The 22,333-nt window shown below is 64.5% G+C and carries 20 protein-coding genes; 7 read left to right on the top strand and 13 right to left on the bottom strand.

Features of this window, described 5'->3' with window-relative positions:
- The first annotated feature begins 3 nt into the window (after positions 1-3).
- Complete coding sequence (locus DCM79_RS18965) at positions 4-561, top strand: PQQ-dependent catabolism-associated CXXCW motif protein (protein ID WP_257175798.1); 558 nt, start codon at positions 4-6, stop codon at positions 559-561.
- 154 nt (positions 562-715) lie between these two features.
- On the opposite strand, the gene DCM79_RS18960 is transcribed toward DCM79_RS18965, so the two are convergent.
- The 6 genes from DCM79_RS18960 to DCM79_RS18935 form a co-directional block, all read right to left on the bottom strand.
- Positions 716-1,015, bottom strand: a complete 300-nt coding sequence (locus DCM79_RS18960; protein WP_257175797.1) for a copper-binding protein — start codon at positions 1,013-1,015, stop codon at positions 716-718.
- A gap of 135 nt (positions 1,016-1,150) precedes the next feature.
- Entirely contained in the window at positions 1,151-1,759 is a 609-nt protein-coding gene (locus DCM79_RS18955; protein ID WP_257175796.1) for a hypothetical protein, read from the bottom strand.
- A complete protein-coding gene (locus DCM79_RS18950; RefSeq protein ID WP_028137779.1) occupies positions 1,756-2,604 on the bottom strand; it encodes an ABC transporter permease in 849 nt (282 codons plus the stop codon). The genes DCM79_RS18955 and DCM79_RS18950 overlap by 4 nt, the downstream gene beginning before the upstream one ends.
- On the bottom strand, positions 2,601-3,407 hold the full coding sequence (locus tag DCM79_RS18945) for an ABC transporter ATP-binding protein (protein ID WP_257175795.1): 807 nt from the start codon (positions 3,405-3,407) through the stop codon (positions 2,601-2,603). Before DCM79_RS18945 ends, DCM79_RS18950 begins: the two co-directional genes overlap by 4 nt.
- Entirely contained in the window at positions 3,404-4,363 is a 960-nt protein-coding gene (locus tag DCM79_RS18940) for a YVTN family beta-propeller repeat protein (protein ID WP_257175794.1), read from the bottom strand. The genes DCM79_RS18945 and DCM79_RS18940 overlap by 4 nt, the downstream gene beginning before the upstream one ends.
- Positions 4,364-4,565: 202 nt before the next feature.
- Complete coding sequence (locus tag DCM79_RS18935; RefSeq protein ID WP_257175793.1) at positions 4,566-5,747, bottom strand: ABC transporter substrate-binding protein; 1,182 nt, start codon at positions 5,745-5,747, stop codon at positions 4,566-4,568.
- A gap of 60 nt (positions 5,748-5,807) precedes the next feature.
- Between DCM79_RS18935 and DCM79_RS18930 the strand changes: the two genes are divergently transcribed.
- On the top strand, positions 5,808-6,380 hold the full coding sequence (locus tag DCM79_RS18930; RefSeq protein WP_257175792.1) for a DUF3280 domain-containing protein: 573 nt from the start codon (positions 5,808-5,810) through the stop codon (positions 6,378-6,380).
- A 174-nt stretch (positions 6,381-6,554) separates the two neighbouring features.
- Here the strand turns inward: DCM79_RS18930 and fghA are convergent, their stop codons facing one another.
- The gene (gene fghA / locus DCM79_RS18925) at positions 6,555-7,400 is read right to left on the bottom strand and encodes an S-formylglutathione hydrolase (protein ID WP_257175791.1); all 846 of its coding nucleotides are present in this window, start codon (positions 7,398-7,400) and stop codon (positions 6,555-6,557) included.
- A gap of 74 nt (positions 7,401-7,474) precedes the next feature.
- Positions 7,475-8,095: a response regulator transcription factor gene (locus DCM79_RS18920; RefSeq protein ID WP_018320706.1), complete on the bottom strand. Its 621-nt coding sequence runs from the start codon at positions 8,093-8,095 to the stop codon at positions 7,475-7,477.
- 215 nt (positions 8,096-8,310) lie between these two features.
- Here DCM79_RS18920 and DCM79_RS18915 point away from each other — a divergent pair, with 215 nt between their 5' ends.
- Positions 8,311-9,669: a histidine kinase gene (locus DCM79_RS18915; protein WP_257175790.1), complete on the top strand. Its 1,359-nt coding sequence runs from the start codon at positions 8,311-8,313 to the stop codon at positions 9,667-9,669.
- 27 nt (positions 9,670-9,696) lie between these two features.
- On the opposite strand, the gene DCM79_RS18910 is transcribed toward DCM79_RS18915, so the two are convergent.
- A complete protein-coding gene (locus tag DCM79_RS18910; protein WP_257175789.1) occupies positions 9,697-10,335 on the bottom strand; it encodes a response regulator transcription factor in 639 nt (212 codons plus the stop codon).
- Between the two features lie 100 nt (positions 10,336-10,435).
- Positions 10,436-12,601 (bottom strand): PQQ-dependent dehydrogenase, methanol/ethanol family, encoded by a 2,166-nt coding sequence (locus tag DCM79_RS18905; protein ID WP_257175788.1) that lies wholly within the window; start codon positions 12,599-12,601, stop codon positions 10,436-10,438.
- Between the two features lie 399 nt (positions 12,602-13,000).
- Between DCM79_RS18905 and DCM79_RS18900 the strand changes: the two genes are divergently transcribed.
- Positions 13,001-15,388: a TonB-dependent receptor gene (locus tag DCM79_RS18900; RefSeq protein WP_257175787.1), complete on the top strand. Its 2,388-nt coding sequence runs from the start codon at positions 13,001-13,003 to the stop codon at positions 15,386-15,388.
- 175 nt (positions 15,389-15,563) lie between these two features.
- On the opposite strand, the gene DCM79_RS18895 is transcribed toward DCM79_RS18900, so the two are convergent.
- From DCM79_RS18895 to DCM79_RS18885, 3 genes are read right to left on the bottom strand one after another with little or no spacing between them, the layout of a single operon-like run.
- Positions 15,564-16,589 carry an ABC transporter permease gene (locus tag DCM79_RS18895; protein ID WP_257175786.1) on the bottom strand — a complete coding sequence of 342 codons (1,026 nt, stop codon included), beginning with the start codon at positions 16,587-16,589 and terminating at the stop codon, positions 15,564-15,566.
- A complete protein-coding gene (locus tag DCM79_RS18890; protein ID WP_257175785.1) occupies positions 16,586-18,103 on the bottom strand; it encodes a sugar ABC transporter ATP-binding protein in 1,518 nt (505 codons plus the stop codon). Before DCM79_RS18890 ends, DCM79_RS18895 begins: the two co-directional genes overlap by 4 nt.
- 33 nt (positions 18,104-18,136) lie before the next feature.
- Positions 18,137-19,090, bottom strand: a complete 954-nt coding sequence (locus tag DCM79_RS18885; RefSeq protein WP_257175784.1) for a sugar-binding protein — start codon at positions 19,088-19,090, stop codon at positions 18,137-18,139.
- A 306-nt stretch (positions 19,091-19,396) separates the two neighbouring features.
- Here DCM79_RS18885 and DCM79_RS18880 point away from each other — a divergent pair, with 306 nt between their 5' ends.
- From DCM79_RS18880 to DCM79_RS18870, 3 genes are all read left to right on the top strand, one after another.
- Positions 19,397-19,759 (top strand): hypothetical protein, encoded by a 363-nt coding sequence (locus DCM79_RS18880; protein WP_257175783.1) that lies wholly within the window; start codon positions 19,397-19,399, stop codon positions 19,757-19,759.
- 369 nt (positions 19,760-20,128) lie between these two features.
- Positions 20,129-20,539, top strand: a complete 411-nt coding sequence (locus DCM79_RS18875) for a hypothetical protein (RefSeq protein ID WP_257175782.1) — start codon at positions 20,129-20,131, stop codon at positions 20,537-20,539.
- Positions 20,540-20,693: 154 nt separating this feature from the next.
- Positions 20,694-22,148 carry a GH1 family beta-glucosidase gene (locus tag DCM79_RS18870; RefSeq protein ID WP_257175781.1) on the top strand — a complete coding sequence of 485 codons (1,455 nt, stop codon included), beginning with the start codon at positions 20,694-20,696 and terminating at the stop codon, positions 22,146-22,148.
- Positions 22,149-22,333 lie beyond the last annotated feature (185 nt).

Raw genomic sequence — 22,333 nt, 5'->3', positions numbered from 1 at the left:
GCCATGAGGCGGCTTCCCGCCGTTGTGCTCCTCGCTGCCGTGCTGGCGGCGCCGGTTCAGGCGCAGCAGCAGGAGCCATTCGAGCCTGAGAATTATCGCGCCGACAATTATCGCGCGCCGGTGCCGGCGACGCTGGCCGGCGCGCGAGTGCTGACCACGGCGGACGCCGAAGCGATCTGGCGCGCCAAGAGCGGCGTGTTCATCGACGTGCTGCCGCGCCCGCCGAAGCCCAAGAATCTTCCGGAAGGCACGGTGTGGCGCGATGCGCCGCGCAGGAACATTCCGGGCAGCGTCTGGCTGCCGGATACCGGCTACGGCACCTTGCCGCCGGCCATGGATGACTATTTCCAGCGGGGGCTCGCTCGTGTCGCGGGCGGCGACAAGGCCGCGCTGCTGGTGATCTATTGCCTCGCCGATTGCTGGATGTCCTGGAACGCCGCCAAGCGCGCGCTGGCCTATGGCTATTCCAACATCGCCTGGTACCCCGACGGCACCGACGGATGGGAACGGGCCAAGCTTCCGACAGAAGAGTCGCAGCCGGAACCGCGGCCGGAGCAATAGCGACTGGATGGCCACCGCAGCTCGGGATCCAAAGCGCGGCGCAACTCACTCCACGTCATTGCGAGCGCAGCGAAGCAATCCAGGGTCCTTCCGCGGAGGGACTCTGGATGGCTTCGCCGCAACAGCTCCTCGCAATGACGGTGCAGGCCGAGCCCTATTGCTTCTGCAACTTGGTCAGGGTGCCGGTGCCGTTATTGTCGGTCGCAGAATAGTTCACCCTGTCGCCGGCATGAACGGCGTCCAGCATCGCGGCGTCCTTGGCCTTGTATTCCTGGAGCGCGCCGGCACTTCCGGTGCTGGCGCCGACCGTGCCCTTCTGCGTCTGCTGGATCGAGATCGTGCCGTTGAGCCGATCGATCCGCATCACCATGCCGGTCATGTCGTCAGCAACAGCGCTGGTTGCGAGCAGGCTGAGGGCCGCAGCGCCCGCCCAGATAAACTTGGTGGTTCCCATCGAGGCCTCCCGACGTCCTGGAGTTCACTTCGACAAGCCATCCTAGATCGATTTGGTTCCGCCGGATAGCCGCGGCGAGGGTTAACGATCTGACGCTATCGCGGGAACTTACGACTGCCGTCAGGGAAGCTGACGCTATTCCATCTCCTGCTGAATCACGCGGCCGAGCGCGAACAGGCGCTGGTCGATCGTGGTTGGAACCTCGCAGACGAACCGCACCACCTTGTTGCGGTCCTCGAAAATGCGGGTCTTCCAGATCAGCTCGTTGCTGAGCGCCTCGACCTTGGCCTCGTCACGCGGCGTGGCGCCCTGAAGCGCCTGGAGCTGGATTGCCTCCTCGCGGATCTTGTCGGCGGCCTCGCGCTGCTTGCGGCTGACGCGTTCGAGCCCGTTCATGACCTGCGAGCGCTGGGCGTTGAGGGTATCGAACAGGCCGGCGAACAGCAGCTTTGCGTTGGTCGTCTTGTCGGCGGAAGAGGCAGCCAGGAAGTCCTTCACCAGCTTCGCGGCCTCGTCCATCGGGGTCTTGCGCGCCGACAGCTTTGCGACCAGGGCGGTGATTTTCGCGTCGTTCTTCCACCTGGTCTCGGCGTCGTCGAGCGCGGGCCCCGCCCAGACGGCGGCGAGCGAGATCTCTGGCACCTTGGCCTGCGTGCACGGCCAGTTGGGGTAGCGCGGATCGGCCGCGCGGGCGACCGTGCCCGACAGCGCGAGTGTCAGAACAGCCATCGCCAGAACCTTCATCCTTCGCCTCCTGCGGGCCCCCGTCGCGCCAGCCCACGCGAGGGATCATAGGCCAGAATTGCACCGATCATGAAGACGATTGTGCAAGCTGCAACCACCGCCAGCGCGATCCAGTTGATCTGCCCGTAAAGTGCAAAACGTATCAGCTCGACCGCATGGGTGAACGGATTGGCCTCGCAGAGATAGTACAGATAAGGGCTGCCTTCCTGGACCCGCCAGAGCGGATAGAGCGCGGAGGAGGCGAAGAACATCGGAAAGATGACGAAGTTCATGACCCCGGCGAAGTTCTCCAGCTGCTTGATTCCGGAGGAGATCAGCATGCCGAGCGAGCCGAGCATCAGCCCGGACAGGATCAGCGCCGGCAGCACGGTGAGATAGCCCGACGACGGCGGGGTGATGTCCCAGAACCAGGCGATCAGAAGGAACGCATAGACCTGGAGCAGCGACACCGCGGTCCCCGCCAGCAGCTTGCAGAACAGCAGGAACCCGCGCGGCAGCGGGCTCACCAGGAGCGTACGCATGTTGCCCATCTCGCGGTCGTAGACCATGGACAGCGATGACTGCATGCCGTTGAAGAGCTGGATCATCGCCATCAGCCCGGGCGCGATATAGACCTCGTAGAGGATGTAGGTCTCGTAGGGCGGGATGATGGAGATGCCGAGCACCTGGCGGAAGCCGGCGGCGAAGATGAACAGCCACACCAGCGGCCGCACCAGCGCCGAGACGAAGCGCTCGCGCTGATGCAGGAAGCGCAGGCCCTCGCGCCAGACGATGCCGGTGAGACAGGTCATGTACTCGGCGAATGAGAAGCCACGCGGGGCCTCGCGCGCCGTGATGCTGCTCATGCGCCGCCTCCCGGCAACGTTTGCGCACCGGTCAGGCGCATGAAGGCGGTGTTGACGTCCTGCGCGCCGGCCTCCGTGACGACGCGGCTCATCGGCCCCCGCGCCAGCACCTTGCCCTGGTGCAGCACCACGAGGTCGTCGCTGGGCATGATCTCGTCGAACAGGTGCGTGGCCCAGAGCACGCCGATGCCTTGCTCCGTCACGAGCTGGCGGACCTGGCCGATGATGTCGGCGCGCGCCTTGACATCGAGGCCGACCGTCGGCTCGTCGAGCAACAACAGCCGCGGCCGGTGCAGCAGCGCCCGCGCGATCTCCAGCCGCCGCATCTGTCCGCCCGAGAGATCGCGTACCTTGCTGCCGGCGCGCTCGTCCAGCCCGATGCGGCCGAGCAGCTCGGCGCTGCGCGCTGCGGCCTCGCTCCGGCCGATGCCGTGGAGTGCGGCGTGATAGAGCAGGTTCTGCGTCAGCGACAGGTCGAGGTCGAGCGTGCGCGGCTGGAATACCACCCCCAGCAGCCGCAGCGCCTCGCCGGGACTCTTGCTGATGTCGTGACCGAAGATGACGACACGGCCGGACTGGATGCCGAACAGGCGCGTGATGAGCGAGAACAGCGTGCTCTTGCCGGCGCCGTTGAGGCCGAGCAGGGCCGTAAAGCTTGCCGGCTGCACATCGAAAGAGACGTCGATCAGCGCCCGGCGCGACCCATAGGCATGGCTGACGCCGTCGATCGACAGCGCCGGCACCGCTGCCGTCTCCAGCCTCGGCGCCTCCTGTGGTTCGGGACTCGGCGCAAGGCTGGTCATGGCGCGATCGCGACGCCCCAGGGCAGTTCGCCCACCTGAATGGTCTTGATCACCTTCTGCGCGGCGACGTCGATGACGGAGACGTCATTCGAGACGCCGTTGGTGGTCAGCAGATATTTTTCATCGGGCGTGAACGCCACGTGCCAGACCCGCTGCCCGACCAGCAGATATTTCGTCACTTTGCGCGAGGCGACGTCGACCACGGCGATGCGGTTGGCCGGGCCGAGCGCGACAAAGGCGGTCTTGTCGTCCTTGGTCATGCCGATGCCAACCGGCTGGATCGCCTCTTTCCGCAGGCCCGGAATCTCGAACGTGACCTTGCCGATCACCTCGTGCTTCCTGGGGTCGATGATCGAGACGGTGCCGCCGATCTCGGAGGACACCCACACTTCGGAACTATCGTGCTTGAATTCGGCATAGCGCGGCCGGGCATCGACCAGCACGTTGGCGACGATCTGGCGCGTGGCCGTGTCGATGAAATGCGCCATGTTGGTGGTTTCGGAGGTGTTGATCAGCGTCTTGCCGTCGGGGCTGATGGTCATGCCCTCGGGCTCGACGCCGACCTGGATGTCGCCGAGCCGGGTACGCTTCTCGAGATCGATCACGGTGACCGTGTTGTCGTTCTCGTTGGCGACGTAGAGGGTTTTTCCGGCCGCATCCTGGGCGAACAATTCAGGATCGGGGCCGGAGGGCAGGCTGTCGACCACGACTTGCGTCTTGGCGTCGATCACCTGGATGGTGTCGTCGTCGCCGACCGCGACCATCACGAACTTGCCGTCGCGCGTAAAATCGATGCCGCGCGGGCGCTGGCCGACCTTGATGGTCTTGGTCACGGTCCAGCTGTCGGTGTCGATCACCGAAACCGTGTTGCTCTTCTCGTTCGAGACATAGGCAACGAAGGCCTGCGCGGGCGCTGCTATGAGCCCAAGAGTCAGCAGCGACGCTGCTCGTAGCATGCGTGATATCCGCCCGCGGGCGGTCGTCACCTCCCCCGCTTGCGGGGGAGGTCGTATCGCATCGAAAGATGCGATACGGGAGAGGGCTCTTTCCTCTTGGGGGCTCTCGCGAGCCGAGACACCCTCTCCCCAACCCTCCCCCGCTCGCGGGGGAGGGGGCGCAGCGTCGTCGCGGTGGCAGCTCAATCTCATCTCACATCGCTCACTTCAGCTTGCATTTGCTCTCCGGACGATCATAGCCGAGCGTGTCGAGCTCGGAGACCTGGTGCAGGAATCCTTCCTGCGGCGAGACCGACACCACCATGCGGCCGTCGACCAAGAGGATCGGCTGGCGCAGCTGTAAATTCCAGTCGCGTAGGGTCAATCGCGTGCCCTTGAAGGCCGCGACCGAGAAATCCGGGGCCTTGATGAAGTCCGTGACCTTCTTGACGTCACCTGAATTGGTGCGCGAGGTGGCTTCGCCGATCATGCGCACCGCGGTCCAGGCCTGCATGTCGCGCGCGGTCATGCGCCGCGAATTCAGTTTCATGAAGCGGTTCTGCATCTGGATCGCGCCCCACTGGTCCAGCGATGCGTCCCAGCTGCGCGGCACGAGGCCGGCCGAGCCGGCGACGGGGCGCGGATCCCAGGTGCGATAGGGCAGGTAGCCGGCGAACACCTCGCTCTCGTCGGCAGCGACCAGCACGTCGTAGGCCGGCGCGCCTTGCGTGAACACCGGCATCTGACGCTGGATCAGCGTGACGCCGCTGTCGGTGCGCCGCGCGCCGCCCTTGTCTTCAAAGGTCTTCTCCTGCACGATCTTGGCGCCGAACCGTGCGGCGGTGCGCCGCAGCGCGTCCGCAAACAGCTTGTCCTCGTCGTGCGAGCCGACCACCAGTAGCCAGCGCGACCACTTCTTCCAGGCCAGATATTGCCCGAGCGCATCGGCCAGCATCGCGCGCGTCGGCGCGGTGTGGATCACGTTGGCGCGGCAATCGGCCTCGCGCAGCCGCTCGTCGATCGCCCCCGCATTGAACAACAGCGTGCCACGGTCGCGCAGGGCATCCGAGACTTTCAGCAGCGCGTCGGCCGGCAGGTCGGCGATGATGAAGCCGTTCTTCTCTGCCAGCGCTGTCGCGGCCTGCACCGGGTCGTCGCCTTCCTTGACGCGGCGCTCTTCCAGCGCGAACCGCTGGCCGAGGAATTTTCCGGTGGTGTTGTTGTCATCGATCGCGAGGCGGGCGCCGGCGACGCCGTCATTCTCCGCGGGCTGCTCGATCAGCGACAGCGTCGATCGGGGAGCGGCGAGGCCGAGATAGCCGACGCCGATCAGGACAGGCTCCGCCGCGAGCGCGCTCGTCGCAGCAAGACCAATGCCGATCAGACCGGCCAACCATCGGATCATGTTTCCTCCGGACGATCTCCCCGGCTTGACCCCAGGTGGAGAATTGTCTCTGCTTCAAGCATGACCAATTTGTCAGGGCATGCAACCCCGCATTTCGTCCGCGCGCTGGCGGCGTCCGGAATCACGATCATGCGAGCATCGATGATGGCCGCCGCTTTGCTGTTGACGCCTTCGTTCGCGCGCGCCGACCCGCCGAAGCTGGCCGTGTTCGATTTCGAGCTGATCGACACCAGCCTGCCCGGGGAGTTCTACGGCTCCAGGCCCGAAGAGGCACGGCTCCTGCGCATCAGCGAGCAGCTCCGCAAGGAATTGACCGATTCCGGCAGGTTCCAGGTGCTGGACATCGCGCCGGTCAGGGACGCCGCCCGCCGCGCCAACTTGCAGGCCTGCGGCGGCTGCGATCTCAAGCTCGCGGGGCAGTTGGGAGCGGAGCTCGAGATCACCGGCATGGTGCAGAAGGTCTCGAACCTGATCATCAACCTCAACGTCTATCTGCGCGACGTGAAGACCGGCGCCATGATCACCGCGGCGAGCGTCGACATGCGCGGCAACACCGATGAAGCCTGGACGCGCGCGATGAGCTACCTGATCCGCAACCGCTTGCTCGCGCCGAATTACGGCAGGCGGGAGTAGGGTATTCTCCGAGCGACTTGGGAAGCGTAGGGTGGGCAAAGGCGCAACGCGCCGTGCCCACGATCAATCAATGATTCGAGAGAATCGTGGGCACGCTTCGCTTTGCCCACCCTACGAGACCGCGAGCGTCACAGCCCAGTCCCCCTCTCTCCGCAAGCGGAGCGAGGGAGAAGCTCACCCCTTCAGCTTCTCCGCATGCCAGTGCAGGTGATCGCCCATGAAGGTCGAGATGAAATAATAGCTGTGGTCGTAGCCCGCCTGACGCCGCAGCGTCAGCGGGATGCCCGCCTTGGTGCAGGCGGCTTCGAGCAGCTCCGGCTTGAGCTGCTCCTTCAGGAAATTGTCAGCCTCGCCGACGTCGACCAGGAAGCCGGAGAACTTGGCGCCGTCCTCGATCAGCGCCACCGTGTCGTGGCTGCGCCAGGCCTCCTTGTGCGGTCCGAGATAGCCGGTCAGCGCCTTGATGCCCCAAGGCACGAGCGAGGGCGCCACGATCGGCGCGAACGCGCTCGCCGCGCGATAGCGGTGCGGGTTGCGCAGCGCCACCGTCAGCGCGCCGTGACCGCCCATCGAATGACCCATGATGGATTGCCGTTTGGCGTCGACGGGAAAATTTCCCGCCACGAGCTTGGGGAGTTCGTCCGTCACGTAGCTCCACATCCGATAATTGCGCGCGAACGGCTCCTGCGTGGCGTCGACATAGAAGCCGGCCCCGAGCCCGAAATCATACGCATTGTTGGCATCGCCGGGAACGTCCGGCCCGCGCGGTGAGGTGTCGGGCGCGACGAAGATCAGGCCGAGCTCGGCACAGGCCTTGCGGAACTCGCCCTTCTCGGTGACGTTGGCGTGCGTGCAGGTGAGGCCGGACAGATACCAGACCACGGGCAGCTTCGCGCCTTCGGCATGCGGGGGAACGTAGACCGAGAACACCATGTCGGTTCCGGTCGCCTGGCTCGCATGGCGGTACACGCCCTGCACGCCGCCGTAGGATCTGTTGGTCGAGACAGTCTGAATCGTCATGCCCTAGCTCCGTGGCATTTCACCACATCAACATTGCAACGCTTGTGTGAGCGAAAGTGTGGCGGCGGCCCGCGTCAGGCGACACCGCTGTCGATCGCCAACCGCACCAGCTCGACCGAGGTCTTCACGCCGAGCTTCTGGCGCATGATGGAGGAGGTGTTGGCGACCGTCTTGTACGACGATTGCACCAGCCAGGCGATCTCCGACAGGCTCTTTCCGGCGCTGAGCAGCCGCAGAATCTCCATCTCGCGCGCGTTCAGCTTCGACAATGGGCTTTGCGCCAGCGTCGGCCCGGCGAAGGCGATGCTGCGCGCGATCGCGCTCGGCAGGTACGTGCCGCCGCCGCCGACGGCGCGGATCGCCTCGACGAGGTCGTCGGGGTCGCCGGTCTTGGAGACGTAGCCCTTGGCCCCGCATTCGATCGCGCGCGCGGCGAAAGCCGGGTCGTCGTTCATGCTGAACATGATGATGCGGGCCTCGGGCGCGCGTTCGAGAATGCGGCGCGCGAGCTCGAATCCGGAGACGGTCGGCAGATTGATGTCGATGATGCAGAGGTCGGGACGTTCGACGATGAAGACGCATTCGCCGTCTTCGGCGTCGGCGGCCTCCAAAATCTCGATCTCGCCCTCGTCGGCCAGCACGGCGCGGCAGCCGGAGGCGACGATGGGATGATCATCCACGATCAGAATGCGCATAGGCGTTCCCCGTGACAGCGTTTCCTGTAATGAACTTGCCTGCTCTGCGCCGCATGATACCGACCTGGGACAGGCGCGTGAGCGATGTGTCCGAGCTCGCCTCATGCAACCCGGCCGGGATTGCTGTACGCTTCCGATTAGATATCCGCCGCTCCGCCCCTGTCAACGTCATCGGACAGCGGCGGGCAGAGCTTCGCGAGGCACGAGCGATACCCATGTGGCAAAATCTATCCTTGCGCGGGCGCATCAACCTCCTGCTGGCGCTGCTGCTGGCGCTGGGGCTCGCCGTCAATATCGGCCGCCAGGTCGCGGAGGCAGGTCCCCGCGTGCAGGCCGAGGACCAGAGCGTGATCCGCCTCGCGCGCGAATTCATCGAAATGATCGTGGCCGACCTCAACGAAGCCCCCGATCCGGACGCCAGGCTGAACCAGATCGCCCGCGATCTCAGCCGTCTTCGCCATGTCAGCATCACGCTCCGGGATGCCGCTGGCCATCCGCTGACGCCGCCGCGGGCCGATGCCGATGCCGACACGCACGGGCCACCAGCCTGGTTCGTCAGCCTGGTTCACCCCGACCAGACCGCGGTGAGCGTTCCGGTAACGGTCCATGGCAGGCCCGGTTCGCTCCTGATCACCTCGCATCCCGATGACGAGATCGCGGAGATCTGGGACGGCATCGTGACCCAGCTCGAGGTCGGCTCGGCGATCGCGCTGGCGCTGTTCCTGTTGATGATGAATGTGGTCGGCCGGGCCTTGGCGCCGCTGCAGTCGCTGGCGGAGACGATGGGGAAGCTCGAAGGCGGACATTACGAGGCCCGCGTCACGCCGGGCGGTGCGCCGGAGCTCGCCGCGATCTGCACCAAGCTCAACCACCTTGCCGCAACGCTTCATGAGGCGGTCGAGGACAAGCGGCGCCTCGCCGAGCGAGCGGTTTCGCTTCAGGATATCGAGCGCAAGGAGATCGCGCGCGAGCTCCACGACGAGTTCGGGCCGTATCTGTTCTCGTTGCGCGCACATGCCGGCGCGCTGGCGAAGCAGGCGGACGGACGGGTTCCCAATGCGGAAGCCGTGCGAAAACACGGCAGCGCCATGCTGGAGCAGATCAACGCCCTGCAGCAGTTCAATCGCCGCGTGCTGGAGCGCCTCCGCCCGGTCGGGCTCGCCGAGCTCGGCCTGCGCCAGGCGCTGGAATCGCTGTCGCGGCTGTGGCGGGAATCGCATCCGGATGTCGCGGTCGAGACCGTGATCTCACCCGCGCTCGGGCCCACCGGCGAGACCGCCGATCTCACCATCTACCGCATCGTGCAGGAGGCGCTCACCAATGTGTTCCGCCACGCCGGCGCGACCTCGGTCAATGTCGTCATCGAACCGGCGGAGCAGACGGCTCACGACGGCCGCTCCTGCGCCCGGGTGCGGGTCAGCGACAATGGCCGCGGCATGGAGCCCGGCCAGAAGCTCGGCTTCGGCCTCGTCGGCATGCGCGAGCGGATCCTGGCGCTGGGCGGTACGCTTAATGTCGTCTCCGGTGACGGAGGGGTGACGGTGGAGGCCTTGGTTCCGACGGCCGCGTCCTGATCCGAATTGATGTCGCGCCGCGCCGGGTCAATTCGAACCGTCTGCGCCGCCCGCGAGCTCGTACGCTAGGCGGAGCAGGTCGCTGGTGCGACGGATCCCGAGCTTGATCCTCGCCTGCTTGACGAGCCGCGCGACGGCGCGCGGCGTGATGTCCAGCTCTTCGGCGATCGCAGAGTAGGCGTTTCCCTGGCCGAGCAGGCTGAGCGCCTCTCTTTCCCTGCGCGTCAGTGTGGCGGCCTTGCCGAATTCGACGTGATCGGGCAGGGGCACGCCGCGCAAATTGATCCGCTCGTCGACATAGCGATGACCGAGCCTGACCTGACGCACCGCCTTCGGCAGCTCGTCCGGTGCCGAGTCCTTCAGCAGATATCCGATGGCTCCCGCCTTGATTGCGGACGCGACGATGCTTGCGTCCGCATGCATGCTGAAAACCAGCACGCGTGCGAGCGGTGCATCCGAGGAGATGCGATGCAGTAGGTCGACGCCGCCCAGTGCTTCTCCGGGAAAGGTCAGATCCAGGATGACGACTCCGGGCCGGTGCTCCAGGAATGCCTGATAGCCGCTCGGCACATCACGCGCAGCGACGACGTCCTCGACGTCGCCCAGCACGACGCGGCACGCTTCTGCGATGATTGGATGATCATCGACGACGAGTATCGGGCTCAAATTGAACTCTCTGGTCTGCATCGCGCTTGATTGATGCAACGTTAGGCTTGAAACCATCTCCGCCGGCTGCGGCAATGCCTGCCGCAGCCGTGTCGCCGCGTCACTTCTTCGGGCGTATGGCGTCGGCCGTGCCCTGGATGAAAGCCTGAATCTTCACGACATCGGCTTCCGTCAGCTTGCCCGTGAAGTCCGGCATGCCCTTATCGCGGAACGGTCCCTTGAACACGATGTTCTTGAGGTTGGCGATCTCCTCCGCCGGCACGTAGCCGAGGTTGCGGACGTTGCCGCCCTTGTCGACACCGGGCACGCCATGGCAGGTGGCGCAGGCGGCGACATAGAGCGCCGTTCCTTCCGGCACGTCCTTCGGATCGTACTTCACGCCCTGGATCAGGCCCTCGGTCTGGTACTTCACGAATTCCGGCAGCGGCGCCTTGCCGTTGAGCGCGAACGTGTACACCGTTCCAGGGCTTTGCCGCTCGGTCGCCCGCTGTGCCATGCCATAGACACCGCCCCAGCCGACGGCAATCGAGACATATTGCACGCCGTCGAGCATATAGGTTGAAGCCGCAGCGACGACGCCGGTGCCGGTCGGTGTCTCCCACAGCGCCTTTCCGGTCTTGGCGTCATAGGCGACGAACCGACCATCCGCCGTGCCCTGAAACACCAGGTTTCCGGCCGTGGTCAGCGTGCCGCCGTTCCATGGCGAGGGGTATTCGACGCGCCAGGCTTCCTTCTGCCTGACCGGGTCCCACGCGATCAGACGCCCGAACGGAAGACTCTTGGGCGGCTCGCCATTCAGGACGAAGCCGACGTTCCAGCCGGTGGCGCCGCCGAACTTGCCCGGCGTTGCCGCATTCTGCTTGAATTTCTTTTCCGGGATGAGGTTGAGCGGCACGTTCTGGGCCGGCAGATAGACCAGCCCGGTTTGCGGGTTGAACGACATCGGATGCCAGTTGTGGGCGCCGTAGGGTCCCGGGATCGAGTCGTAGGCCGCATCGCCGCGCGCGGCCGGCACCTCGATCGGGCGGCCGTTGGCGTCGTAGCCGGTGGCCCAGTTCACATCGACGAAGTTCTTCGCCGAGATGAACTTGCCGTTGGTGCGGTCGATCACGAAGAAGAAGCCGTTCTTGGGCGCGTGCAGGATGACTTTGCGCGGCGCGCCGTCGATGCTGATGTCGGCGAGGATCATCGGCTGGGTCGAAGTGTAGTCCCAGTGATCGCCGGGCGTCTCCTGATAGTGCCAGGCGTATTTGCCGGTGTCGGCGTTCAGCGCCACGATCGAGGCGAGATAGAGATTGTCGCCGCCGGCGGGGCTGCGCACGTTCCGGTTCCAGGGCGAGCCGTTGCCGGTGCCGATATAGACGAGGTTGAGCTCGGGGTCGAAGGTGATGGTGTCCCATGGCGTGCCGCCGCCGCCGTTGAGCCAATATTGGCCGGCGGGATCCCAGGTCTTGGCCGCCTTCTCCATCGACTCGTCTTCGAACGGCTTCGACGGATCGCCGGGCACGGTGAACCAGCGCCAGAGTTGGTTTCCGCTTTCGGCATCGTATGCGGTGACGTAGCCGCGCGCGCCATATTCGGCGCCGCCTTGTCCGATCACGACCTTGCCGTTGAAGACGCGCGGCGCGCCGGTGATGGTGTAGGAATGCTCGTGGTCGATCAGCGTGTCCTTTTCCCAGACCTTCTTGCCGGTTGCCGCGTCGAGCGCGATCAGGCGGCCGTCATAGGCAGCCACGAACACCTTGCCCTTGTAGAGCGCGACGCCGCGGTTGACGACATCGCAGCAGCCCTTGTAGCCGAGTTCGCGGTTGACTTGCGGATCGAAGGTCCAGATGCGCTTGCCGGTGCGCGCGTCGATCGCATGCACGACGCTCCAGGAGGCCGTCTGGTACATGATGCCGTCGACGACGACCGGCGTCGCCTCGACTCCGCGCGAGGATTCGAGATTGTAGGTCCAGACCAGGCCGAGGCTCTTGACGTTGTCGCTCGTGATCTGATTGAGCTTCGAAAAGCGGGTCTCGGCGTAGTCCAGGCCGACCGTCGGCCAATTGTTGGATGTCGCCGCATTGGCTTTGATGTAGGCGCTGTCGACCTGGGCAATCGCGGCCTTGATGCTGTCGGGCGTCAAGCTCTTGGTCGTGTCCTGCGCGCCTGCGGCGGCGATGGACGCGGCGACGCCAAGACTGGCGGCGAACCCCGTGACGAGGCGGCGGCGGACGCGCCGGACAAATAGATCTCGAACGGAAAAGCGTTCCCGCAGCCTCATCGTTTCCTCCGCCTGTCTTTTGCTTCCCGTAAAGGCACCCCGCCACGAAGGGCGGGGTGTTGAGTCTACGGATGAATGACTCGCGACGAGGTCGCGATGTCGCGCCAAGGATTGCACAGAGACCATCGGTCGGGTTGAGCATAAAGTCTCGCCGGCACCGGGAATTGTTCCCGAGAGTCGAGGCAGGTCGACGATCGAGTGGCGACCGGATCAGGAAGAATTCCCGATTTGATCGGGATTTCCTGCCGTTGAGAGGGCGGACCTTTTACGGCTGGCGTGCTGCGGCTTTTGGCCTGTACGTTGGCTTGAACGGCGGGGAACAAGATTGCCGGAAAATGTGGGTGGAGACGGATGGGCGTTCGGGGTCTGGTCGTAATTTCAATCTGTACGGGAATGGTCATGGCGACCGACGCGGGCGCCGCGCCGGATGAGCAAACCAACATCCAGAATTTGCCGCCGGTCGAGGTCGAGGCACCGCCACCGGCCGTGCGGCGGAGTGCTCCGTCCCGGCCCGTCGCGCGCATCGGCGCACCGTCGTCCGCCGCGCCGAGGACCCGCCTTTACGTCTATCCGACCTCGCCGGGCAGCGGCAGAGGTCTCGACGTCGACAAGGTTCCCTCGGCGATCAACGCGGTCGACGCTGGCCAGATCAGGCGCACCAATTCGCCGAACATCGCCGATGCCCTGCAGCAGCACGTGCCCGGCGTCAGCATCAATGAGGTGACCGGCAATCCCTTCCAGCCCGATATCCAGTTTCGCGGCTACGTCGCGTCGCCGCTCGCCGGCACGCCGCAAGGTCTCGCCGTCTACCAGAACGGTGTCCGCATCAACGAGGCCTTCTCCGACATCGTCAATTGGGACCTGATTCCGACGGCTGCGATCCGATCAGCCGTCGCGGTGACCAACAATCCCGCCTATGGGCTCAATGCGCTCGGCGGTGCCATCGATCTGCAGATGAAGAACGGCTTCAACTATCAGGGCGCCGAGATCGACGTCATGGGCGGCTCGTTCGGCCGCATTCAGGGCTCCGCGCAATGGGGCAAGCAGATCGACAGGAACTGGTCCGTCTACGGCGCGCTCGAAGGCATTCACGACAACGGCTTTCGCAACTTTTCATCGTCCGACGTGCGGCGCTTCTATGGCGATGTCGGATATCGCTTCGAGGGCAGCGAATTCCATCTCAATGGCGGCGTCGCCAACAACTCCTTGGCAGGCCCCAGTACCGTTCCGGCCGAATTGCTCCAGCAATATTGGGGCGCCACCTATACGACGCCGCAGACCATCTCCAACAAGGTCGGCTATCTCAACTTCACCGGAAAGGTGGAGGCAACGCCGACCTGGACCTTCGAAGGCACGGCGCGTTTGCGGCACTTCAAGCAAAGTACCGTCGACGGTAACCCGACCGATACCGTGCCTTGCGCCGACCCGACGCTGCTTTGCTTCGACGACGACGACGTCCCCGCGTTCGGCCTGAATGGCGTGCAGCTCGCCAATACCTTCGGCCCCGATGCCATCCTCAGCCAGATCGATCGCACCTCCACCAAGTCGACGTCGTTTGGCATATCCGGACAGGCGACCAACACCGATCAGCTGTTCGGTCACGGCAACCGCTTCGTGGTCGGCGCAAGCTACGACCTCAGCAAGACGCATTTCACGGGCAGCACCGAACTGGGAACGATCGGCACCAACTACGTCGTCACGGGCAGCGGCATATTCCTCGGTCAGTCGGGCGAGCCGACGTCGATCGGCCCGGTGTCGCTTCGCACCGTCAACCAGTATCAGGGCCTCTATGCACTGGACACGTTCGACGTGACGGATCGTTTTGCGGTCACTGGCGGCGGACGGTTCAACGCCGCCCAGATTTCCCTGATGGACCAGCTCGGCACCGCGCTCAACGGCGATCATGCCTTCTACCGCTTCAATCCCATCGTCGGAGGCACCTTCAGGATCACGTCCGAAGTGACGGCCTATGCCGGCTATTCCGAGGCCAACAGGGTGCCGACGCCGCTCGAGCTTGGTTGCGCCGATCCGGCGAGGCCCTGCATCATCGGACAATTCCTGGTCGCCGATCCTCCGCTGCGGCAAGTCGTATCCAAGACCGTTGAAGCGGGCTTCCGCGGCACCAAGGAACTGCAGATCGGTTCGCTCGGTTGGAAGATCGGCGCTTTCCGGGCCACCAATTACGACGACATCGTTGCGACGCCGATCCCCGGCTTGACCGGCTTCGGCTTCTTCCAGAACATTGGTCGCACGCGCAGGCAGGGGCTCGAAGCCGAGGTGAGCGTGAAGTCGAACGTGCTGCAATTCCAGGCGAGCTATGCATTCCTCGATGCGCGCTTCCTCGACGCGCTAACGCTGGGCTCGGATAGCCCGTTCGCAGACGCCGACGGCAACATCCAGGTCCTGCCGGGCAACCAGATTCCGCGCTTGCCGCGGCACCTCATCAAGGCCAGCGTCGAATATGCGGTGACCGACGTTTGGAAAGTCGGAGGCGACGCGCTGTTTGTTTCGAGCCAGTACTACGTCGGCGACGAGTCCAACCAGTTTCCACAGCTCCCGTCCTACGCCGTGTTCAATCTCCACAGCTCCTACCAGATCACCCGGAACATCCAGCTCTATGGGCGCGTCAACAACATCTTCGACAATCGCTACTCCACGCTCGGCACGTTCTTCGACAGGGAAGCGCTGCCGAACTTCGCCAACGGGGGAGCCGAATTCACCGACCCGCGCTCGCTCAGCCCGGCCAGGCCGCGCGCGTTCTATGCGGGGATGCGGGTGACGTTCTAAGGCCTGATCCGGAGCAGCGCGCAGCGGCTTTCCGAGAAGCTCATGCTGAAACAATAGCCTGGAGCGTGATGATGATGCTTCCTCATCTCATCGCGCTCCAGATACTTTGGAAGTGCTGTCGTCTTCCCGTGATCGACCGTCCGTGCCGGATACAGACCGGCGCAAACCGTCGCCTTCACTCCGCCTTCAGTTTCTCGATCGGTGCGGCCGCGGCGCTCGTCTGCCCTCGGCCTTTGGCCGCCCCGACGCGGCTGCGTCGCTGCACCAAATACTGATCGCCGAGCACTCCGGCCAGGATCACCGTTCCCATCACTGCGAAATTGAGCGAGCTCGGAATGCCCAGCAGGTTGACCAGATTTTGTAGCATCTGGAGCAGCACGGTGCCGAGCACGACGCCGATGATCGAGCCTTCGCCGCCGCGCAAGGAGCAGCCGCCGAGCACAGCGGCGGCGATGGCGTAGAGCTCGTAGAACGAGCCGTGCACGGCCGGCGAAATCGAACGGGTGTACATCGCGATCAGGATGGCTGAAAACGCAGTCAGCCCGCCGCAGATGACATAGGCCGAGATGATCACGCGGTCGGAGCGGATGCCGGAGTAGCGTGCCGCCTCCTCGTTCTTGCCGACGGCATAGAGGTAGCGGCCGAACACGGAGCGGTGAAGCACCACCCAGGCGATGATGGTCACCACGCCAAGCGCCACCACGCTGTGCGGCAGCGGAAAACCGAGGACGTTGGTGCGGCCGGCGGCCAGCCATTCCAGCATCGGAAAGCTCGCACCGAAGCCGAACCCCGCCGTCGAGTCCTCGGTATAATAGCGTGCCGCGCCGCGATAGATCAGGAGGCCGCACAGCGTGACCACGAAGGCCTGGATCCGCATCCTGGTCACCAGCGTGCCATGAATTAGGCCGATCAGGAGCCCGGCCGCAACGATCATCGCGGTTGCCGCCAGCCAGTCGACGTCGTGATTGACGATGAGGTCGATGAACAGGACGCCCAGCAGCGCGATCACGGAACCGACCGACAGCTCGATTCCGCCGATGATGATGACGAAGGCTTGCGCGATGGAGAAGATGCCGAACAGCCCGACCTGGTTGGCCGTATTGGAGAGGTTGCCAACGTACAGGAATCTCGGATTGATGAGGGCGACGACGGTTCCGACCAGGAGGATCAGGACCAGAAGGCTGAGGTCTTTCTTGCTCAAGGTCCCTCCGGTCCAATTGCGTGACCGACGGCAAGCTGCAGCACATTGTGCTCGCTGAACTGGCTGCGATCAAGGAAGCCCGAGATTGCGCCTTCATGCATGACCGCGATCCGGTCGCTGATCCCGATCACCTCCTCCATGTCGCTGGAGATCATCAGGATCGCGACGCCGGCGTCGGTGAGGCGGCGCAGCATGTCGTAGATTTCCTGCTTGGCTCCGACGTCAACTCCACGGGTCGGCTCGTCGAAGATCAGGACCTTCGGCCGCATCGACAGCCATTTGGCGAGCACGACCTTCTGCTGATTGCCTCCCGACAGCGAGCCGACGACGGTCTCGACGTCGGGGGCGCGGATATTGAGACGCTCCCGCTGGCGCATCGCATTCTCGTGCTCGCGCGCCGTATCCACCAGCCAGAAGCGCGAATAGGACGCCAGATCGGGCAGCGAGATGTTCTCGCTGATCGAGACGTCGAGCAACAGGCCCGAGCCCTTGCGGTCCTCCGGGACCAGATAGATGCCTTGTTCGATGGCGGCCCGCGGGTTTGCGATGCGGATCGGCTCGCCATCGAGCCTGATCGCGCCGTCACGCAACCGGTCGATGCCGAAGACGGCGCGCGCGAGCTCCGTGCGGCCGGACCCGACGAGGCCGGCAAGTCCGAGGATCTCGCCGCGGCGGACCGACAGGCTCACGGCGCGCTCGGGATAGGTGTCGGTGACGGCATCGACGATCTGGAGCACGCTGTCCCCAGGTGGTGCGGCCGGGGGAACGTAGAGCGATTTCAGGTCGCGGCCGATCATCAGGCGGATCATCGCCGCCGGCGAGAGCTCTGCGCGTGTCAGTGTGCCGACCACGCGACCGTCACGCAGCACGACCGCACGGTCGGCGCACTGCATGACTTCATTGAGCCGATGGGTGATGAAGATGACGCTGACCCCGTGGGCTTTCAGGCCGGCGACGATCCGCATCAAGCGGTCGGTCTCCGTGAGCGTCAGGCTCGAGGTCGGCTCGTCCATGATGACGAGACGGGCATCGAGCGAGAGCGCCTTCATGATCTCGACGAGCTGGCGCTGCGCCAGCGACAATTCGGCGAGCGGCGCATCGGCTGCGAAATCGCAGCCCAGCCGGTCGAGCAGCGGAGCGACGTCGGCGTGCATGCGCTTGCGGTCGATCAGCCGCAGGGGCCCGCCGCGCACGGGCTCGCGGCCGATGAAGACGTTGGCGGCGACATCCAGATTGTCGAACAGGTTCAGTTCCTGATGAACGAAGGCGATGCCCGCCTTGATCGCATCCGTCACGGTGAGCGAGCTTCGCGCGGCGCCGTCCACACGGATGACGCCGCCGCTCGGCTCAACGACCCCGCCAAGCACGCGCATCAGCGTCGACTTGCCGGCGCCGTTCTCGCCGATCAGCGCAACGACCTCGCCGGGCGACACCTGCAAACCGACGCGGTCGAGAGCGACCACGCCAGGATAGCTCTTGCTGATGTCAATCAGCTCGAGGAACGGCTCTGACATGGCAGGCTGCGGCTCGGGCAGCGGGGATATCTCCTATTTCTTCAGCATCTGCTTCATCGAGGCCATGAAGTCGTCGACATTCGCCTTTTCGATGACCTTGCCGGGCACGATGATGATGCCGTTGGCCGGAACACCAGACTTGTTGCCGCCGATGTAGTTCGCCATCAGCTTCATGCCCTGATAGCCCCACTCGAACGGCTGCTGGACCACTGTGCCGACGATGCTGCCTTCCTTGACGCCGCCGAGCGTGATCGGATCCTCGTCGAAGCCGATGATCTTGATCTTGTTGAGCTTGCCGGCTTCCTTGAGCACCTCATAGATGCGCGGCGTATTGTAGGAATAGAAGCCGACGAGGCAGCTCACGTCGGGCATGGCAGCAAGGATGTCCTCGACGTTGCGCTTGGCGCGGGTCTGGTCGATCTCGTCGCCGCGGACGTCGACGAGCTCGACCTTCGAGCCTTTGATGGTCTCCTTCACGCCTTCGATGCGCTCGCGTGCATTGTCGGCGCCGGGCAGGCCGACGAAGCCGACGCATTTGCCGCCGTTCGGCAGCGCCTTGATCATCAGCTTTCCTGCCTCCTTGCCGAGATCGGTGTTGGAGGAGCCGATATAGGCCACGCGCTTGGATTGCGGCGCGTCGCTGTCGGTGGTGAACAGCACCGTCTGGGACGCAACCTTGTTGAGGTGATCGGTCTGGTTCTTCGGATCCACCGCGCTGACCATGATGCCGGCGGCGCCGGCGGCGACGAGGTCGTCCATCACGCGCTGCTGCACGGCGGCCGCAGCCTGTTCCGGATATTTGAACTGGAGGTCGTAGTTGGGCAGCTCGCCCTGCGCCTTCTTCATGCCGGCCTCAGCGATCTTCCAGAAGTCGGATGCGCCATTGACGACGAAGGCCAGGACTTTCTTGTCCGCTGCGCCGGCCGAGCCGACACCCGCTGCTACCGCGAAGGCAATAGAGACACCTGCAACCAAGAGACGCTGCATATTATCCTCCCTAAGGCGGTCGGCCCTTGATAAAGGCCAACTCTGCTTGTGCCCAAATGCCATTCACCGGCCGCGAGCCGGCGAGGTGAAATGAGGCACGTACCTCAAGGTAGCAGAAGCATGCCCGGCGTGCAATCGGAAGCAGCCGCCGCGGCGTCGACGGCGAAGCCCTGCCCAATCTTGCCAGTGGTGGGCCGCTCGCCGACCTGAGCTCGCTGAGCCCGGCCAGGCTGGGCGCCTTCGGACGCCGCCTCCGTTGCTCTTGCGGGAGTGCTCGCTGAGCTTGCAGAATATGCCGCCTCCGGCATGATAGGTTCGGAGGCCTGCCTTGCCGTGTCGTTGAAGAATCCGGATGCCGTCGCTGCGATCGTTTCAGCGCTTCGGCATGTCTACGGCGACGAGATCGCGCGAATGATGCTCGTCGAGGGCATGAGCCTCGCCGACCTGATCGATGCGATGTTTTCCGCGCCCTTGACGCACCGCGAGGCCGTTCGAGATATCACGGACGCGTTGGACGATTTTGTCGTGTCACCGGACCTGGGCCTGATGTGGCACCTCAAGTACATCTATGGAGACGAGCCCGGTTCCCTACACGTCGTGGACATGGAGATCGCGACGCCCAACGGCACGCTGGCGAGCAGGGACGTCTGGCTTCGCCTGTCCACCTAGAGACGATGCCGCCTTCGCGGCGACTTGGCTCCGCTGCCGCGCAGCGCCGTCTTTACCAATCAGAAACCATCAAGAATGATCTGAAAATTTTAACGAAACTGCCCGGCGCTCTCCGCGTCAATTCGCCGGAGGGCCCGTGTGATGACAGAGCACCAATTGAGAGAGCAGGAATGCCGCATCGCCCGTTATCGGCGTTTGGAGCGGGAGGTGACCGATCCGCTGGCCGCGTGTCTGCTTCACGGCATCGTCGAGGAGCTCGAAGCCGAGCTGCGCAAGGACAGGCCGGAATGGCACGGGCTGCGTGATTAACGCTTTCTTAGCGCTGATCGTGCGGATGATCGTGAGGGAATGCCAGGGGAGACTGCTCCCATGCTGAAGGACGGGACATATGCGGCGTGGTACCAGACGCCGCTCGATCAGGGGACCGGGATCGTCCATGTCGCCGACGGACAGATCTGGGGGCGCGACAGCCTGATGACCTATCACGGCTCCTGTCAGGTCGATGGAGATCGCTTCACCGCCACCGTCTCGACCAAGCGCCACACCGACGGTCGTGCAACGGTGTTCGGCGTGGAAGACGAACTCGTTTTGGACATCGAGGGAAACTGCCCCGGCAAGATCGCCACTTACACCGCGACGGCACAGCAAGTGCCGGGAATGATTCTCCAGGGAACGCTCATTCTCACCGAACCGCCGCTGCCGGCACGTGAACAGCGAGCCGAGCCGCGCCCGGCGTTCAACCTCGCCAAGCTGCCAAAGTTGCCCAAGCGTCCGCGCTGAGTCGGCAAGTACACGGGGCAGTTGGCCCGTCAGCCCCATGTCGGCCCCCGGGACCGCGCGGTTCTGCATCCGGTTTCTCCCAAAGCTTGCTTCTCAAACCGCCCTGGACTCGCCATTGTGCGCCCGCAACAGGATTGGAAGCGGAGAAGCATCAATGTCGGACAAGGTCTCGCGTCGCCGTTTCGCGAAACTCGCGGGGCTGTCCGCGACCGGCCTGACCGGTTCGCTCGATGCAGCCGAAGCGAGACCGGCAGCGCCGCGCGCCGGCTTTCCGGCCGGCTTCGTCTGGGGAACAGCGACCTCGTCCTACCAGGTCGAGGGCGCAGTCAACGAGGATGGGAGAGGGGCCTCGATCTGGGACAAGTTCGTGCGCATCCCCGGCAAGATCGAGGACGGCACCACTGGCGACCGCGCCAATGAGCACTATCACCGCTACAAGCAGGACATTGCCCTCATCAAGGAACTCGGCTGCAAGGCCTACCGCTTCTCGGTGGCCTGGCCGCGGCTGTTTCCGGACGGCGACGGCAAGCCCAATCCAAAGGGGCTCGACTTCTACAACCGGCTCATTGACGAGCTTCTGAAGAACGGCATCGAGCCGTGGCTGACGCTCTATCATTGGGACCTGCCGCAATCGCTTGAGGATCGCTTCGGCGGCTGGCGCTCGACGGAGACCTGCAAGATCTTCGGCGACTACGCGGCCTATGTCTCCAAGCATCTGACCGATCGCGTCAAGAACGTCTTCACGCTGAACGAGAGCGGCCGCTTCGTCTATTTCGGCTACGGCATCGGCATCGACGCGCCGGGCTTGACGCTGCCGCAAGCCGACGTCAACCAGATCAGGCACAACAGTGCGCTGGCCCACGGGCTCGCGGTGCAGGCGGTGCGCGCCCACGGCCGCCGCGGCACGAGGGTCGGGCCGGCCGAGAACGTCGATGCTTGCGCGCCCGCGATCGACACGCCGGAAAACGTTCGCGCCGCTGAGATCGCGCTCCGCGAGATGAACGCCGGTTATCTCAACGTTATCATGACGGGCCGCTACACCGACGCCTTCCTGAAATTCGCCGGTGCCGACGCGCCCAAGTACACCGATGCGGAGCTGAAGATCATCTCCTCGCCGGTCGATTTCCTCGGCCTCAACATCTACGCGCCGCAGAACTATGTGGTGGCGTCCGATCACGGCGCCGGCTTCATGCCGCTGCCGATTCCGAAATCGTTTCCGCATATGAACTCGGACTGGCTGCGCGTCGGACCCGAGACGATCTACTGGGTGCCGAAGCTCGCGGCAAAGATCTGGAAGACGGATGCGATCTATATCAGCGAGAACGGCGCCTCTGGCGACGACGCCGTGACGCCCGACGGCAAGATCTACGACACCGATCGCATCATGTATCTGCGCAACTATCTCGCCCAGCTCCAGCGCGCCACGGCCGAGGGCGTGCCGGTGCGCGGCTATTTTCTCTGGAGCCTGGTGGACAATTTCGAATGGGTCTACGGGCTGAACAAGCGCTTCGGACTTTACCACGTCAATTTCGATACCCAGGTGCGCACACCGAAACTCAGCGCCAGCTTCTACCGCAACGTGATCGCGAAGAACGCGGCGGGGGCGTGATCGCCTCCCTCGCGCCGAGCTCGTCATGCCCGGGCTTGTCCCGGGCATCTACGTTCTTTGAGCTTGGAGCAACGCGTGGATGGCCGGGACAAGCCCGGCCATGACCTCGCGGAGGCTTTCGCCCAGCGGAAAATTTGCTGAGGGTGGAAGAGGGCGTTTGACGCTCCGCATTGACTCTCCTATCT

This window comes from Bradyrhizobium sp. WBOS07, assembly GCF_024585165.1.
Taxonomy (GTDB): domain Bacteria; phylum Pseudomonadota; class Alphaproteobacteria; order Rhizobiales; family Xanthobacteraceae; genus Bradyrhizobium; species Bradyrhizobium japonicum_B.
Note: the sequence above shows the minus strand (reverse complement) of the source record. Positions and strands in the feature narration are given on the sequence as shown.

Bases quoted from the DNA above. Each gene is read 5' to 3' on its own strand.
- DCM79_RS18965 (WP_257175798.1), top strand. From the start codon at position 4: ATGAGGCGGCTTCCCGCCGTTGTGCTCCTCGCTGCCGTGCTGGCGGCG.
- DCM79_RS18890 (WP_257175785.1), bottom strand. From the start codon at position 18,103: ATGTCAGAGCCGTTCCTCGAGCTGATTGACATCAGCAAGAGCTATCCT.
- DCM79_RS18875 (WP_257175782.1), top strand. From the start codon at position 20,129: ATGCTGAAGGACGGGACATATGCGGCGTGGTACCAGACGCCGCTCGAT.
- DCM79_RS18960 (WP_257175797.1), bottom strand. From the start codon at position 1,015: ATGGGAACCACCAAGTTTATCTGGGCGGGCGCTGCGGCCCTCAGCCTG.
- DCM79_RS18880 (WP_257175783.1), top strand. From the start codon at position 19,397: ATGATAGGTTCGGAGGCCTGCCTTGCCGTGTCGTTGAAGAATCCGGAT.
- DCM79_RS18945 (WP_257175795.1), bottom strand. From the start codon at position 3,407: ATGACCAGCCTTGCGCCGAGTCCCGAACCACAGGAGGCGCCGAGGCTG.
- DCM79_RS18935 (WP_257175793.1), bottom strand. From the start codon at position 5,747: ATGATCCGATGGTTGGCCGGTCTGATCGGCATTGGTCTTGCTGCGACG.
- DCM79_RS18930 (WP_257175792.1), top strand. From the start codon at position 5,808: ATGACCAATTTGTCAGGGCATGCAACCCCGCATTTCGTCCGCGCGCTG.
- DCM79_RS18950 (WP_028137779.1), bottom strand. From the start codon at position 2,604: ATGAGCAGCATCACGGCGCGCGAGGCCCCGCGTGGCTTCTCATTCGCC.
- DCM79_RS18870 (WP_257175781.1), top strand. From the start codon at position 20,694: ATGTCGGACAAGGTCTCGCGTCGCCGTTTCGCGAAACTCGCGGGGCTG.
- DCM79_RS18900 (WP_257175787.1), top strand. From the start codon at position 13,001: ATGGCGACCGACGCGGGCGCCGCGCCGGATGAGCAAACCAACATCCAG.
- DCM79_RS18955 (WP_257175796.1), bottom strand. From the start codon at position 1,759: ATGAAGGTTCTGGCGATGGCTGTTCTGACACTCGCGCTGTCGGGCACG.
- fghA (WP_257175791.1), bottom strand. From the start codon at position 7,400: ATGACGATTCAGACTGTCTCGACCAACAGATCCTACGGCGGCGTGCAG.
- DCM79_RS18885 (WP_257175784.1), bottom strand. From the start codon at position 19,090: ATGCAGCGTCTCTTGGTTGCAGGTGTCTCTATTGCCTTCGCGGTAGCA.
- DCM79_RS18905 (WP_257175788.1), bottom strand. From the start codon at position 12,601: ATGAGGCTGCGGGAACGCTTTTCCGTTCGAGATCTATTTGTCCGGCGC.
- DCM79_RS18920 (WP_018320706.1), bottom strand. From the start codon at position 8,095: ATGCGCATTCTGATCGTGGATGATCATCCCATCGTCGCCTCCGGCTGC.
- DCM79_RS18915 (WP_257175790.1), top strand. From the start codon at position 8,311: ATGTGGCAAAATCTATCCTTGCGCGGGCGCATCAACCTCCTGCTGGCG.
- DCM79_RS18940 (WP_257175794.1), bottom strand. From the start codon at position 4,363: ATGCTACGAGCAGCGTCGCTGCTGACTCTTGGGCTCATAGCAGCGCCC.